Source organism: Serratia sp. BW106 (assembly GCF_002607755.1).
In the GTDB taxonomy this organism is placed as follows: domain Bacteria; phylum Pseudomonadota; class Gammaproteobacteria; order Enterobacterales; family Enterobacteriaceae; genus Serratia; species Serratia proteamaculans.
On record NZ_MCGS01000016.1, the window covers coordinates 42,699 to 58,058 of the forward strand.

General features: G+C 57.5%; 13 protein-coding genes. 8 read left to right on the forward strand and 5 right to left on the reverse strand.

From position 1 onward, the window contains the following. Positions 1-8: 8 nt before the first annotated feature. Complete coding sequence (locus BEI65_RS12670; protein WP_099063644.1) at positions 9-1,007, reverse strand: bile acid:sodium symporter family protein; 999 nt, start codon at positions 1,005-1,007, stop codon at positions 9-11. Between the two features lie 95 nt (positions 1,008-1,102). Between BEI65_RS12670 and BEI65_RS12675 the strand changes: the two genes are divergently transcribed. Next, the gene (locus BEI65_RS12675) at positions 1,103-2,023 is read left to right on the forward strand and encodes a LysR family transcriptional regulator (RefSeq protein ID WP_099063645.1); all 921 of its coding nucleotides are present in this window, start codon (positions 1,103-1,105) and stop codon (positions 2,021-2,023) included. Between the two features lies 1 nt (position 2,024). Here the strand turns inward: BEI65_RS12675 and BEI65_RS12680 are convergent, their stop codons facing one another. Together BEI65_RS12680 and BEI65_RS12685 are read right to left on the reverse strand one after the other, a co-directional pair. Beyond that, positions 2,025-2,501, reverse strand: coding sequence for a FlxA-like family protein (locus BEI65_RS12680; protein WP_099063646.1), 477 nt, complete (start codon positions 2,499-2,501; stop codon positions 2,025-2,027). Between the two features lie 58 nt (positions 2,502-2,559). Continuing rightward, positions 2,560-3,108 carry a nucleotidyltransferase family protein gene (locus BEI65_RS12685; protein ID WP_099063647.1) on the reverse strand — a complete coding sequence of 183 codons (549 nt, stop codon included), beginning with the start codon at positions 3,106-3,108 and terminating at the stop codon, positions 2,560-2,562. A 141-nt stretch (positions 3,109-3,249) separates the two neighbouring features. On the opposite strand from BEI65_RS12685, the gene BEI65_RS12690 reads away from it, so the two are divergent. Further along, a complete protein-coding gene (locus BEI65_RS12690; RefSeq protein WP_099063648.1) occupies positions 3,250-4,635 on the forward strand; it encodes an ethanolamine ammonia-lyase subunit EutB in 1,386 nt (461 codons plus the stop codon). Continuing rightward, positions 4,632-5,423, forward strand: coding sequence for an ethanolamine ammonia-lyase subunit EutC (eutC, locus tag BEI65_RS12695; RefSeq protein WP_099063649.1), 792 nt, complete (start codon positions 4,632-4,634; stop codon positions 5,421-5,423). The genes BEI65_RS12690 and eutC overlap by 4 nt, the downstream gene beginning before the upstream one ends. Here eutC and BEI65_RS12700 read toward each other — a convergent pair. After that, the gene (locus BEI65_RS12700; protein ID WP_129936630.1) at positions 5,402-6,304 is read right to left on the reverse strand and encodes a LysR family transcriptional regulator; all 903 of its coding nucleotides are present in this window, start codon (positions 6,302-6,304) and stop codon (positions 5,402-5,404) included. The two genes, eutC and BEI65_RS12700, sit on opposite strands and share 22 nt — an antisense overlap. A 437-nt stretch (positions 6,305-6,741) precedes the next feature. Here BEI65_RS12700 and budA point away from each other — a divergent pair, with 437 nt between their 5' ends. The 3 genes from budA to BEI65_RS12715 all read left to right on the forward strand — a co-directional run bounded on the left by budA (position 6,742) and on the right by BEI65_RS12715 (position 10,993). Then, positions 6,742-7,521, forward strand: a complete 780-nt coding sequence (gene budA, locus BEI65_RS12705) for an acetolactate decarboxylase (protein ID WP_099063651.1) — start codon at positions 6,742-6,744, stop codon at positions 7,519-7,521. A gap of 39 nt (positions 7,522-7,560) precedes the next feature. Further along, on the forward strand, positions 7,561-9,246 hold the full coding sequence (gene alsS, locus BEI65_RS12710; RefSeq protein ID WP_099063652.1) for an acetolactate synthase AlsS: 1,686 nt from the start codon (positions 7,561-7,563) through the stop codon (positions 9,244-9,246). Positions 9,247-9,385: 139 nt separating this feature from the next. Beyond that, entirely contained in the window at positions 9,386-10,993 is a 1,608-nt protein-coding gene (locus BEI65_RS12715; RefSeq protein WP_099063653.1) for an ABC transporter substrate-binding protein, read from the forward strand. Between the two features lie 181 nt (positions 10,994-11,174). On the opposite strand, the gene BEI65_RS12720 is transcribed toward BEI65_RS12715, so the two are convergent. Further along, a complete protein-coding gene (locus tag BEI65_RS12720) occupies positions 11,175-13,454 on the reverse strand; it encodes a TonB-dependent siderophore receptor (RefSeq protein ID WP_099063654.1) in 2,280 nt (759 codons plus the stop codon). Between the two features lie 327 nt (positions 13,455-13,781). Here BEI65_RS12720 and fes point away from each other — a divergent pair, with 327 nt between their 5' ends. Next, positions 13,782-15,152, forward strand: a complete 1,371-nt coding sequence (gene fes / locus BEI65_RS12725; protein ID WP_099063655.1) for an enterochelin esterase — start codon at positions 13,782-13,784, stop codon at positions 15,150-15,152. Beyond that, positions 15,127-15,333, forward strand: a complete 207-nt coding sequence (locus BEI65_RS12730) for an MbtH family NRPS accessory protein (RefSeq protein WP_099063656.1) — start codon at positions 15,127-15,129, stop codon at positions 15,331-15,333. Before fes ends, BEI65_RS12730 begins: the two co-directional genes overlap by 26 nt. Positions 15,334-15,360 lie beyond the last annotated feature (27 nt).

Consider the following 15,360-nt stretch of genomic DNA (forward strand, 5'->3'; position numbering starts at 1 on the left):
CCATTTTATTATCCCCGTACGGTTTCGGCTTCTGCGCTTAGCGCCGCCTGTTTTTCCTGCTGTTTCTTCTGATAACGCCGAGCCAATACCGCACAGGTCATCAACTGCACCTGATGAAACACCATCAACGGCAGCACCATAATCCCCACGGTCGCGGCCGGGAACAGGATATTGGCCATCGGGATGCCGTTCGCCAGGCTTTTCTTGGACCCGCAGAACACAATGGTGATTTCGTCGGCTTTACTAAAGCCCAGCCAGCGTGCCATATAAGTGTTCACCACCAGCACAATGGTCAACAGCACCAGACTGCCCACCACAATAAACACCAGTGAACCCAGGCCCACCTGATGCCAGATGCCGTGCGTCACCGCCTCGCTGAAGGCGGCATACACCACCAACAGAATCGAGGTCTGGTCGGTTTTGCCGATCAGCTTGCGGTTGCGTTCGATCCATTTGCCAATCAGTGGCCGTGACAGATGGCCAGCGACAAACGGCACCAACAGTTGCAGCACGATGGAGCCCACCTGTTGCAGGCTGCCGGTTTCACCGTGCACGTTCATCAACAACCCGACCAGCAATGGTGAGACGAAAATCCCCAGCAGGCTCGAAGCCGACGCGCTGCACACCGCAGCGGCCACGTTGCCGCCCGCCAGTGAGGTAAAGGCGATGGCCGATTGCACGGTGGCGGGCAGAATGCACAGGTAAATAAAACCGGAATACAACTCGGGACTGACGTTGACCGGCGACCACCATTTAAACAGCACGCCGAGCGTCGGGAAAATAATAAAGGTGCTGAACATCACCCAAAGATGCAGCCGCCAGTTGTTGCTGCCAGCCAGAATGGCTTCGCGAGACAGCTTGGCACCGTGCATAAAGAACAGCAGGGCGATGGCAGCGATGGTCAACGCGTTCAGCCAACCGACGAACTCGCCGCGCGCCGGCAGGAACGAAGCCAGCAGCACGGTGGCGATCAGCGTTAGGGTAAAACGATCGGGCAAAAATCTCATGGCGGCATACTCGAAGAAAAATCAATGCGCCCATTGTCGCGCGACGGGATATAATAATTAAATTGATTTATTTAATTCATTTATGAATAAAAAACATGAATTACTCGATTAAACAACTCAGGGTTTTTGTCGCCATTGCCCGGCATCGCAGCTTCAGCCGGGCCGGTGAGGCGATTGGCCTGACCCAGTCGGCGGTCAGTCACAGCGTAAAAGAGCTGGAGGCGGAAATCGGCGTGCGCCTGCTCGATCGTACGACCCGCGAAGTGTTGCTGACCGACGCCGGACAGCGGTTGGCCAACCGCGTTGAACGATTGCTGGATGAATTACAGTCGTCATTGCTGGATGCGCGCAGCTTTGGCGTGCTACGCAGTGGTACGGTGCGGGTGGCGTCGAGCCAAACCATCTCTGCGCACCTGATGCCGCAATGTATCGCCGCAGGGGAAAAGCAGTATCCGGAGATCCGCATTATGCTGCGTGACCAGGCGCAACAGCAGGTGCTGCACAGCATTCGCAACGCCGAGGTCGATTTTGGCATCGTGGTCGATCCGGTGCAGGCGTTGGATCTGGACTGTGAACCGATCCTGCACGAACCTTTCCTGCTGCTGTGCCGTAACGATCATCCGTTTGCCGAATTGCCCGAAGTGCACTGGTCGGCGCTGAACGGCAGTCGTTTGGTATTACAGGATTATGCCTCCGGCAGCCGACCGTTGATTGACAGCGCCCTGCGCCAACAAGGGGTGGAAGCCACGGTGGTGCAGGAGATTGGCCACCCGGCCACGCTGTTCCCGATGGTGGCGGCGGGTATCGGCATCAGTATTTTTCCGGCGTTGGCATTACCCTTGCCGGAAGGGGGCCAGTTGAAGGTTCGGCGGCTGGTGCCGGAAATCAACCGTGCGCTGATGCTGGTACGGCGTAAAAACCGCTCGCTGACACCGGCGGCGGAGGTCATCTGGCAGGTGGTGGGACAGCAGGCGGCGTTGTTGCAGCAGCAGCGCCAACGGCAGGCGGATTACTGAGTTAAATATACACATCCACGGCGTTAAGTGCGGTCGGGCGGTTGATGCCGTCGCCTTTGGCGGGGGTAACGCTGTCAGCCGTTTTGGCCATTTGCTCTGCCTGCTGTTTTTCCATCTCTTCTTTCTGAATCCGCGCGATTTCGGCCTGCAGCATTTTGATCTGTGCCTGGATCAGCTGTCTCTGTTTTTCGATCTCTTTAGGATCACCATCCGAGTCTTTCAGATCTACCAGCTTTTGTTGCAGATCCTGGATTTGTTTATTCAGCGATTTGATCCGTGCTGAGGCGCTGCTGTCGGCCACTTTTACCTGATCGCTACCGCCCGCTTCCCTGGTTTCTTTCATCTTGCCGCCTTCCGGCTGCTGGTTGACCGGTTTGGCCATCAGCAACTGGCCTTCGTTACCGGGGGCGCTAAAAACCTTGCTGATGCCGGGTACGGTGTTTTTCACCGGGACAATCATGGTAATGCTGGTCGACATAATACTCTCCCTGAGTTTGATTCTGCTGCTCAGGGTATCGGCCGCGCGGGGGAAAACTTTACCCGCGGATTTGCCGCAGGCGTGGCCAGTGTTGCAACCAGCCTTTGCTGGTTACCCGTTGTTCATAGGCGCTGAGGTCGCCGTTTTTGGCATTGAAGGTGATGGTGTCATCGAACAACCCGTCGAGGCCGAATGGCGCGACCAGTTGGATGCTGTCGTCAGCGTTCAGACGTGCGCCCACCGCGGTTTCCCGCTCGGTCCAATAGCTGATGGCATCTTCGCTGTTAAGATAGGGCGCCCGGCCGCTGCGCAGATGCATACGCGCCTGGTTTTTCACCGACCACGGCTGTGGCAACCACTCTTGCAGTCGCGTTTCCAGCATTTGGTCACGCTCCGCTTCCGGGCGTTGTGGATCAAAATGGATCACGTCGATGTCGTTAAGCGGCGTTGACGTGGTGTAACCGTGCAACCGATCCCACACCAGATTACGCACAAAACCGGCCCCCAGGCACCAGTCATTCAGACCAAGCCGCCGTGCGGTGCGCAATGCCGCCATTCTTTCACTATCTTGCTGTAACCACTGGATAATTTTCTGTTGCCGGGTCATTACCTCTCCTTTGTTGCGGCTACTGTAACCTGAAGTGCCCGTGGGTGAAACAGCGAGCGAATATATTCGCTGGCCGACTGACTACACTTGGTACAGGGTTTGCAACTTCAGGTGAGTATTCAGGGCACAACAGGGGACACTATGTATCAGGCAACGCTTAACCGGCGCAGCTACCGTTTCAGTGATTTACGCCAGTTGATGGCCAAGGCGTCACCGGCCCGTTCCGGCGACTATCTGGCGGAAGTGGCGGCGGACAGCGCAGAGGAACGCATGGCAGCGCGCATCGCGTTGGCAGAGGTGCCGCTGAAAACTTTCCTCCAGCAGTTGCTGGTGCCGTACGAACAGGACGAGGTGACACGGCTGATTATCGATAGCCACGATGCGTTGGCCTTTGCGCCGATTTCGCACCTGACGGTGGGGGACTTTCGCGACTGGCTGCTGAGTGAGCAGGCGGACAGCGCTATGTTGGCGCGGGTGGCCGCCGGCATTACGCCGGAAATGGCGGCGGCAGTGAGTAAACTGATGCGCAATCAGGATCTGATCCTGGTGGCCAAAAAGTGCCGGGTGATCACGCGTTTTCGCAACACCATTGGTTTACCGGGCCACCTCAGCGTGCGACTGCAGCCGAACCATCCTACCGACAGTCTGCAGGGCATTGCGGCCAGCATGCTTGATGGTTTGCTGTATGGCAGCGGTGACGCGGTGGTGGGCATCAACCCGGCCAGCGACAGCCTGCCGCTGCTGGAGAAACTCAATTATATGCTGGACGACGTGATCCAGCGTTTCGCCATTCCTACCCAATCCTGTGTGTTGACGCACGTCACCAATACGCTGCGCCTGATCGAGCGTGGCGCGCCGGTGGATTTGGTGTTCCAGTCGATCGCCGGTACCGAGGCGGCCAACAGCGGTTTTGGCATAAATCTGGCCCTGCTGGCGGAGGCGCAGCAGGCAGCACTGAGCCTCAATCGCGGCACTCTGGGTCATAACGTCATGTACTTCGAAACCGGGCAGGGCAGTTGTTTGTCGTCCAATGCGCACCACGGTGTTGATCAACAAACCTGTGAGGCACGTGCCTATGCGGTAGCACGACATTTCTCGCCATTGCTGATCAACACCGTGGTCGGCTTTATCGGGCCGGAGTACCTGTACGACGGCAAACAGATTATCCGCGCCGGTCTGGAAGATCATTTCTGCGGGAAATTGCTCGGCCTGCCGCTGGGTTGCGACGTGTGTTACACCAATCACGCGGAGGCGGATCAGGACGATATGGATACGCTGTTGACGCTGTTGGCCACCGCCGGGCTGACCTTCCTGATTGGTGTTCCGGGGGCGGATGACATCATGCTCAATTACCAAAGCACCTCATTCCACGACGCGCTGTATATCCGCGAACTGCTGGGGCTGAAGCATGCGCCGGAGTTCGCCGACTGGCTGACGAAAATGCATATCACCGACGATCTGGGGCGACTGCGCGACACCGCCGCTAATCACCCGCTGTTGCTGGCGTTACAGGGAGAGCAACCATGAGCAAGCCGGTCCACGTTAATAGTTGGGATGCGCTGCGTGCCTTTACCGATGCGCGCATTGCGCTGGGGCGCACCGGTGCCAGCCTGCCCACCGAGGAACTGCTTAAATTTGGCCTGGCGCATGCGCAGGCGCGTGATGCGGTGCACCAGCCGTTCGACAGCGATACGCTGGCCAGCGCTTTACAGCATCAGGGCTGGCAAACCTTGACGGTGCACAGCCAGGCGGCCGATCGTACCGCTTATCTCAGTCGACCGGATCTGGGGCGTCGGTTGGCTGCGGACAGCCGCAGCCTGCTGCAGGGCCTGTCGGACAAGCCAGCTGACTTACTGCTGGTGGTGGCGGACGGTTTGTCCTCCAAGGCGGTACATCGTCAGGCGCTGCCGTTGTTGCAGGCGCTGCGGCCTTATCTCGACCTATTGGGGCTCTCGGTCGCACCGGTGGTGTTAGCGCATCAATCGCGGGTGGCATTGGGGGATGATATTGGTGAATGTTTGCGGGCCAGAGCGGTGGCGATGTTGATCGGCGAGCGGCCGGGCCTGTCATCGCCGGACAGCCTGGGGATCTACCTGACCTGGGGGCCGAACACCCAGCGGCGGGAGTCGGAGCGTAATTGCATTTCCAACGTGCGTCCGGAAGGGCTGGATTACCCGCAGGCGGCGTTTAAACTGGCGTGGCTGCTGGAGCAGGCTTTCCAGCGTCGCCTGACCGGAATAGAGCTGAAAGATGAAAGTGACAACCCGGCGCTGTATGGCCAGGTATCACCGCTTCACTCCCAACTCGGCGGCTGACCAATACTCTGCTTGAGCAGAGTAATAAACAGATTCAGCCGTGTGGACACCTTCGCCAGCGGCCGCAGCAGATAAATCCCCTGTTGCTCCTGCCGCGGATCTTCCAGCAGCGGCAGCAACCGACCGGCCTGAATATCCGGCCCGACGACCCAGTTGGGTAAAAAGGTGATCCCCAGCCCCAGCAGCGCCGCCTCGCGCTGAGCGGTAAAGTCATCACAGCGCAATACCAGATTGCAGCGATCCATCAACGGAGCGCTGAGAATTTGTGCCCAACAGGCCGGCTGTTGCTTGTGATAGCGGGCAATCAGCCGATGTTCCGGCAAGGCGTTCAGGTCGGCTGGGCGGCCATAGCGGGCGAGATAATCAGGGCTGGCGCACATCATCCAGCGCTGGGTGGCTATCCGGCTGGCGTACAGCCCACTGTCTTTCTGCTCGCCGATGCGGATGGCGGCATCCAGCAGTTCCTGGGTCGGATCGGTCTGACGCTCTGTTAAATCCAGCTCAACAAACAGCTGCGGATAGCGTTCAGCCAGCGTCGGCAACAGTGGCAGAATATAGGTTTTGCCAAAGGTCGGCAGGCAACTGATGCGCAAGGTGCCTTGCGGCCTGTCGCTCAGCGAAGTCAGTTCGGCGCGGATATCGCTGATGTCCGTCAGCAACGTGGTGGCTCGCGTCTGCAGCATTTCCCCGGCGTCCGTCAGCATCAGACCGCGCGTTGAGCGAATAAACAGCGTCGCGCCCAAGGCACTTTCCAGTGCATCAACGTGGCGCACCAGCGAAGAAGGCACCATTCCCAGCTTGCGGGCGGCGGCGGAGAAGCTGCCCAACAGGGCCACCTCGAGAAATATCGGCAGATGTTCAACATAGCGGGCGTCATTCATCTTTGCATTATATGCAAAAGCGTTTCTTATGAATACCTGGTTCTCCGTCCGTCGCAATGCGGCTACTCTTTTTTGGTGCTTACGGCGGATAACAACGTGCCGTGAGCTCACCGCACAGAGCAAGAATGCATAAGACACGCGGTTTTTAGAACTTCAGATAGCTTGTTTTCCCCAGGCTCCGCCGTGTGCCTGCGGTATTGATAACTGCTTCAACACCAGACTAACCGTTCAATTTGGCACCCTGTTTAACAACAATGATTAGTGAATCTAAACCGTTGTTGACCTTGGGTGTCACCGGCCTGCCGTGCCGGTTTTTTTGTCATCGTTGGCTGAATCGTTCCAACTGAACGCGTCGCCGGTGACATCTTTGCTCACCTTCAGGTGAGCATTTTTGAACGCGCGGGGCATTCCACTCCGCGCTGGTGGAGGAGTAGTTTATGAACGAAGACCACGGGTGTTCCTGTGCGCAGCATTTGGCGCAAGGGTTTGCCAGGCAGTCGCTGAGCGTTGGGGAGGGCGAGATCTACCAAATCTCGCTGATGAGCGCGTTAATCAGCGGCGTTTACGAAGGGGAGGTCACTATTGCCGAATTGCTCCGGCACGGTAACTTCGGCCTGGGCACCTTCAATCACCTTGACGGCGAACTGATCGCCTTCGACAAGGAAATTCACCAGTTGCGTGCCGACGGCAGTGCGCGGCCGGCTAGTCTGCAGCAGAAAACCCCGTTTGCCGTTGTCACCTTTTTCCAACCGAGCATTACCCAAAACTTTGATCGCCCGATCACCAAGGCGCAACTGCACCAGTGCATTGACGAACAGGTGGCTTCACCAAATCTGTTCTGCGCGGTACGCGTTGACGGCGAATTCAGCCACGTGGAAACCCGCACCGTACCCCGCCAGGAACGCCCCTATCGCCCGATGCTGGAAGCGATAGAGGAGCAGCCAACCTTTGCCTTTCATCACTGCCAGGGCACCCTGGTCGGTTTCCGCTCGCCTGACTATATGCAGGGCATTGGCGTGGCCGGTTATCACGAACATTTTGTCACCGAGGATCGCAACGGCGGCGGCCACGTGCTGGATTACCAGCTCGACCACGGTCGCCTGCAATTTGGCGTGATCACCCGTCTCAATCTTCAGTTGCCGCATGATGCGGATTTTCTGCGCGCCGACCTCTGTCCAGAGGATTTGGACCGCGCAATTCGTTCTGCCGAGGGTTAAGTCCGCGACAGTCTTGGGTTAATTTTCAGGAGGTATTCCATGAGCAAGGCAAAAACAGACCATAACTGGGCGTGCGGCGCAGATTTAGTGGTGAAAAATCTGGAAGCGCAGGGGGTTAACTACGTATTCGGCATCCCGGGAGCCAAGATTGATCGGGTATTTGATTCGCTGGAGGACGCCCCCTCGATAGAAACGGTGGTGGTGCGTCACGAAGCCAACGCCGCGTTTATGGCAGCGGCGGTCGGGCGTTTGACCGGCAAGGCCGGGGTGGCACTGGTGACCTCCGGACCGGGCAGTTCCAATCTGATCACCGGGCTGGCGACCGCCACCTCAGAAGGGGATGCGGTGGTGGCGTTTGGCGGGGCGGTGAAACGTGCCGATAACCAGAAGCAAACCCACCAGAGCATGGACACCGTCAGCATGTTCCGGCCGGTGACCAAGTATTGCGCCGAGGTGCATGCCGGTTCGGCGATTTCGGAAGTGATCGCCAATGCTTTCCGCCACGCCGAGTTTGGCCGTCCGGGGGCATCGTTCGTCAGCCTGCCGATGGACATCGTCAATGAGCCGGTCAGTGCGCCGGTGCTGGCGGGGTGCCGATTGCCGCGCATGGGGGCAGCGGCGGCCGAGGATATTGGTGCGGCGGTTAAACTGATCCAACAGGCGAAATGCCCGGTGCTGTTGTTAGGCCTGCAGGCCAGCCGTCCGGAAAACAGCGAGGCGGTGCGTCAGTTGCTGCATCGCACCCATATGCCGGTGGTGGGTACCTATCAGGCGGCCGGGGTGATCGACGTCAATCACTTCGCGCGTTTTGCCGGGCGTGTTGGGTTGTTCAACAACCAACCTGCCGACCAGCTATTGCAGAAGGCCGATCTGGTGGTCAGCGTCGGCTACGGGCCGATCGAGTACGATCCCTGCATGTGGAACAGCCAGGGTCGATTGAAACTGGTGCATATCGACGTGCTGCCGGCGGACATCGACACCTGCTATCGCCCGGACGTCGAGCTGGTGGGCAATATCAGCGCCACTCTCGACATGATGACCGAAGCCTTTAACAGCGTGGTGAGCGTACCGGCGGAGGTCGAACTGATCCTCAGCGATCTGGGGCGTCAGCGCAATGAATTGGCGGAACGTGCCGCACGGCGCGGCGGTATGCCGATCCACCCGTTGCGCATCGTGAAAGAGTTGCAGGACATAGTCAGCGACGACGTGACGCTGTGCGTGGACATGGGCAGTTTCCACATCTGGATTGCACGTTACCTTTACAGTTTCCGCGCGCGCCAGCTACTGATTTCCAACGGCCAGCAGACCATGGGGGTGGCGTTGCCGTGGGCCATCGGTGCGGCGCTGGTGCGCCCGGGGGATAAAGTGGTGTCAATATCCGGCGACGGCGGTTTTATGCAGTCAAGCATGGAGCTGGAAACCGCGGTGCGGCTGAAAAATAACATCGTGCACGTGATTTGGGTGGATAATGCCTACAACATGGTGGAAATGCAGGAGGTGAACAAATACCAGCGTAAATCCGGGGTGGAATTCGGCCCCATCGACTTTAAAGCCTATGCTGAGGCCTGCGGTGCGGTCGGGTTTGCCGTGCAGTCGGTGGAGGACTTGCGGCCCATGCTGCGTAAGGCGATGGAAATTCAGGGGCCGGTCGTGGTGGCCATTCCGGTGGATTACGCCGACAACTACAAACTGATGGCGCAGATGAACTTCAGCCAGATGATTTAATTTCAGCAAGTCGTTAAACCACGGGGAATGCCGCCTCTGGCACTCCCCGTTTTCCATGCTCAGAATTTGTTCTTTACATCCCTAACTGCATGATTTATTGGTATCCCTCGAGTCTTTTTTTTACTCTGGGGATGGCACGATGAATCAGAAATCAAAAGCAAAAGCGATAACAATGACGCTGGGATTATTGGCCCTGGCGGTGATGGGCGGCGCGCGCGCCAGCACGCTGGTTTATTGTTCCGAAAGCTCGCCGGAAGGTTTCAATCCGCAGCTGTTTACCTCCGGCCCGACGGTCGATGCCAGTTCGGCGACCCTTTACAACCGGCTGGTGGATTTCAAAACCGGTACCGTCGAGCTGCAACCGAGCCTGGCGGAAAGCTGGCAGGTGAGCGAAGACGGCAAGAATTACACATTTCATCTGCGTAAAGGCGTGAAGTTCCAGAGCAACAAATACTTTACTCCCACCCGTGACTTCAATGCCGACGACGTCATCTTTTCCTTTATGCGGCAAAAAGATGCCAATAACCCTTATCACAAGGTCTCCAACGGGGCTTACACCAACTTCGAATCGATGGAGTTTGGTTCGCTGATCAACCAGATTGTCAAAGTGGATGACAACACCGTGCGCTTTGAACTTTCGCGCGCAGAAGCGCCGTTTGTGGCCGATCTCGGCATGTATTTCGCCACTATTCTATCCGCCGAATATGCCGATGCGATGCTGAAAGCCGGCACCCCGCAGCGGGTGGATAACGATCCTGTCGGTACCGGTCCCTTCCAGTTGGTGCAGTACCAGAAGGATGCGAAGATCCTCTACAAGGCGTTCGACCAGTATTGGGAAGGCAAACCGAAGATTGACCGCTTGGTGTTCTCGATCACCCCGGATGCGGCGGTGCGCTTCGCCAAGCTGCAAAAGAATGAATGCCAGGTGATGCCATTCCCCAACCCGGCGGATCTGACGCGCATGCGTGAGGACAAAAATATCCAGTTGATGGAGAAATCCGGGCTGAACATCGGTTTCCTGGCGTTCAACACCCAGAAAAAGCCGTTGGATAACCTCAAGGTTCGGCAGGCGTTGGCTCTGGCGGTGAACAAGCCGGCTATTCTCGAAGCGGTGTTCCACGGCGCGGGGCAGCCGGCGAAGAATCTGCTGCCGCCGACCCAGTGGGGCAGCAATGATAAAATTGAGGACTATCCGTACTCACCGGAAAAAGCCAAACAGTTGTTGCAGGAGGCCGGGCTGGGCCAGGGCTTCGCTATTGACCTGTGGGCGATGCCGGTACAACGGCCGTACAACCCGAATGCCAAGCGCATGGCGGAGATGATCCAGGCCGATTGGGCGAAGATCGGCGTGAAGGCCAAGATTGTCACCTTCGAGTGGGGTGAGTACCTGCAGCGGATAAAAAACGGTGAACATCAGGCAGCACTGATGGGTTGGACCACTGCCAACGGCGATCCGGATAACTTCTTCGGCCCGCTGTTTACCTGCGTGTCGGCCAATGGGGGTTCGAACTCGGCCAAGTGGTGCTACCCACCCTTTGATAAGCTGATTTTGCAGGCGCGTGAAGAGAATGACCACGCCAAACGGGTGGCGATGTATCAGCAGGCGCAGGTGATGATGCATGACCAAATGCCGGCAATGATGATTGCCCACTCAACCATTTTTGAACCGGTGCGCAAAGAAGTGAAAGGTTACGAGATCGACCCGTTTGGTAAGCACATCTTCAAACAGGTCTCGCTGGAGAAATAATAAAAAGGGGCTGCATGGCAGCCCCTGAGGTCGTTGGCAATCGGCTCTGCTTTTTAATGGTAGGGGCGCTGCATGCTGCGCCCAGTTGCATAAACACTGGGTTAAATCGGGTCGAACATGTTCGACCCCTACCGGTTTAGCCCCTTAGTGGGGGGTTAGCAGTCTTGATTAAGCTGGCCGTTTAGAAATGGGTATTCACGCTCATATAGTAAGTCCGGCCCGGTTCGTTATAGGTGGCTGCCCCTGCACCGGCGATGTTAATCGCGCCGGTGGTTGGGTCCCCCACGTTCTGCGAGTTACCTTCACGGAACTGGCGTTTGTCGAACAGGTTGTCGATACCGGCGGTCAGGCTGATGTTCTTGGTCACATCATAGGTGGCGCTGGCACCCACTACGGCGTAAGGGCTGACTTCCTTGGTTTCGGTGCCGCTAACCGGCTTACCCTGGTAGTTATACTTCTTCGGTTTCTGGCGGCCGTACCAGGTCAGTGTCGATTGCATCGACAGCTCCTGGGTTGCCTGCCAGCTCAGGGTCGAGTTGATGGTGAACTCAGGAATAATCGACAGGTAATCACCGGTCGTCTTATTCTTGTTTTCAATCATGTAGGTGGCGTTGTTGGTCCAGGAAACGGTCTCGCTCACCGGCACGTTCAACGACCCTTCCAGCCCCTGTACTACCGCTTTAGGCACGTTTTCCCACTGGTAAATGGCGGTACCGGTGCTGCTGGTGCCGATTCGGGAGTTGCCCGCTTCAATTTTGTTGTGGTAGTCGTTACGGAAATAGGTCACGCCGGCCAGCCAGCCGTCGTTATGAAATTCCAGACCAATCTCTTTGTTGACGCTGGTTTCCGCTTTCAGATCGTCGTTACCCAGCAGGTAACAGCCATTTTTGACGTCGCTGGACGAACAACCTTGCCCCTTGCTGTAGAGCAAATAGTTTTGGTTGGTCTGGTACAGGTTTGGTGCCTTATAGGCACGGGCGATGCCCATCTTCAGGGTGAAGAAGTCGCCCAGTTCCTGCGACAGGTTCAGTGACGGGCTCCAGTTGTTGCCGGCCTCGGAGTGCAGGTCGTAACGCAGGCCCGGTGTCAGCATGGTGCTGTCAGTCAGCTCCATATTGTCTTCGGCAAACAGCGAGAAGATATGCGCGGAGGCGTAAGGGCTACGGGTGCCGGTGTCTTGGCCTGGAATGGTGCCGCCCATCTGAGTTTGGCTGGTCGAAGAGCCGTCCTTCATCTTCTGTTGGTTCCACTCGGTCCCGACCGTGGCGGTTTGCGTCACGCCCAGTTCGAATGGCACGCTGACTTCGCTGTGCGCCAGGAAATCGTCGAGCTTGGTGGTGCCGAAACCCTCGTTTTTGGTATCGAAGATGCCTTCGGTACCGCCGGCCAGGCCTTCGTTCAGACGGGTATTACGCGTGCGTTCGAACTGAATATAGTTGTTGGTGCTGACGCCGTTATCCCAGGCACCACGGTGGTTGAGGCCGAAGGTTTCACGGTAAATACGGTTGGTCTCTTTGCCGTAGTTGCTTTGCACCAGCGCGTTGGAGTTGGTGTTTTGGGTATCCCCGGCATACAGGTTGCCCTGGCGACCGTAGGCATACTCAAACTCCAGTGACTGCAAGTGAGCAAAGTCCCAGTGCAGCATGGCATCGATGTTTTTGTCTTCTACGCCTTCACGTCCGGAGGGCGTGCTGCTGGCATAAGCACCCACACGCGCGGATTTGTGTGATTCGTTGATATCCCAGGCATCGGCCTGAGTTTTGCTGTAGCCGCCAAACAGGCGGAAGCTCAGATCGTCGGTCAACGGACCGGACAGGCTGAAGTCGGTGCGCTTGGTAGAGCCTTCTTGCTTGTGCTGCGGGACGTTGAAGTAGGCATTTAACGAGCCGTGCAGCTCTTTGGTGTTCTTCTTGGTGATGATGTTGACGACGCCACCGGCGGCACCGTTGCCGTAGCGTGCTGCCGCCGGGCCGCGCAGCACTTCGATGCGTTCAATCATCTCCGGTGGCACCCAGGCGGTATCGCCACGGGTATCACGTTCGCCACGCCAACCCTGACGCACTGAATTACGGCTGGTAGCGGGTTTGCCGTCGATCAGGATCAGGGTATTTTCCGGACCCATGCCGCGAATATCGATCTGGCGGTTGTTGCCGCGCTGGCCGCTGGTGGAGTTACCGGTCAGGTTAACGCCAGGCATGGTACGGATCAGTTCGCTGATATCGCGCGCCGGTGGGCGCTTTTTGATTTCGTCGGCGCTGATGGTAGAAACGCCTGGGGCCTGCAGGTTCTGCTTGGCGGCGGTCACAACAATGGTTTCTTCAGCGGGTTGTTTTTTGTTTTTGGCGACGGAGTCTGTTTCTGCGGTGGTTTCTGTTTGCTGTGCGGCGTGCGCAAAGGCGGACGCGCCTAATCCTAACCCGATGAGTGTGGCTAAGGAATAACGAGATAATTTGCGGTTCATGTGAGTGTTCCTACCTTGCTGCCTTTCCCGGGGCACCCAAGCTGTAGGCCACCGGCGGAGAGAAGGGCGGTTGTAGTTTTTGTGTTTTCGAAAATAAAAATCCAGCCGGCCGAGACGCGACGACACCGATACCGACATTGGATTCAGCGCTAAAACCCGGTATCCATCCCTGTTGAAGAATACCTGCCCCGTTTGCGGGCCTACACACACTATTGCAAACGCAAATAATTATCAATAGTATTCGGTTTACGGTTTTCTTGGGCAGCGCCTCGCGCCGCGAATTTACCGGCTTTCCTGAAGCTGCCAGCTAAAAAGTGAATAGGCGTTTTGAAAACAAAATCCGAGTCAGAAAGCAGCAGATTATTATCGAGCAAGCACGCCGGGCGCCATGGATGGTGGCTGAATATCGCCAAACGCGGCACGCCGCTGGTGGAGCTGCTGGGGGATGGGCGAGGGAAGGTCACATTTTTATGGCGCGATCCGCAGGGATGTGAGCTCACTTCAGCCTATCAACGCGTTTGGATCCACATCAATTGCCTGACCGACCACCATCAGTCGTCGCCGCCACAGAGCCTGCAACGGCTGGAAGGCACCGACGTCTGGTATTGGCAAACCGAGCTGAGCGCGGACTGGCGTGGCAGCTACTGCTTTATCCCCTGTATGGACGACCGACCGCTGGAACACAGGGGTGACGATGCGCACGCCAATATGCATTCGATCCGTCACTGGTGGCATCAGGTGTTTGCCGGTGCGACTCAGGATCTGCTTAATCCCCATCGTTCATGGACCGGTGTTGGCGGCAATGTGCTGTCCGGGCTGCATATGCCGGAGGCCCCATCGCAACCGGCCTGGCTGGATTTTGATCGCTACGCCGTGGCCAGTGGGCGCTGTACGCCAGCGCCGCCTGCGCGACTGCAGCGTCACAGTTGGCACAGCGAGCGACTGGGTAATACCCGTAACGTCTGGGTTTACACCACCGGCGACAGCAACCCGGCGCAACGGCCGCTGGCGGTAATGCTGGACGGGCAATTCTGGTCGAGCAACATGCCGGTCTGGGATCCGCTGATGCAGTTGACCCGCGAAGGCAAACTGCCGGAAGCGGTTTATCTGCTGATCGACATCATCAGCCTGAAACACCGTAGTCAGGAACTGGCCTGCAATGAAGATTTCTGGCTGGCGGTGCAAGAAGAACTGCTGCCGCAGGTGGCCGAATGGGCGCCTCACCGCCGTGATCCGGCCACGACGTTAGTGTGCGGCCAGAGTTTTGGCGGCCTGTCATCGCTGTATGCCGGCTTGCACTGGCCGCAGTGCTTCGGCGGCGTTATCAGCCAGTCTGGCTCCTTCTGGTGGCCACGTCGCGATATGTATCAGCGTGAAGAGATACCCGCCGATGCCGGCTGGTTGCTGCATCAGGTTGAGCAGGGCGTCGGCAAGGGTAAGTTGAAGGTGTTTATGGAGGCCGGTGTGCACGAAAAAGTAGCGCACCGGGTGAACGACCAAATGGCGGCATTGCTGCGTGACGCCGGACATCGGGTGCAATACCGGGTGGTAGCGGGGGGACATGATCACCTGTGCTGGCGTGGCGGTCTGATCGATGGGCTACAGGCGCTGTGGGCGGATCAAGTTCCTGCTCCTTCAGCCAAGCTAACCTTCACTGTCCAAGGAGTCCGTGATGGAAACTCTGAACCCGTTCGATGACGAACAACAAATCTGCCTGATTGTGCAGAATGACCAACGGCAATACAGCCTGTGGCCGAATTTCAGCGCAGTACCGGCGGGGTGGACGCCGGTATTCGGCCCGGCGGCCCGGCCGCTGTGCGTGCTGTGGCTGGAACAACATTGGCAGGATATGCGGCCCGCATCACTGCGTAAGGCGTGATGGCATTAGTCCCGAAAACAGGAGTCA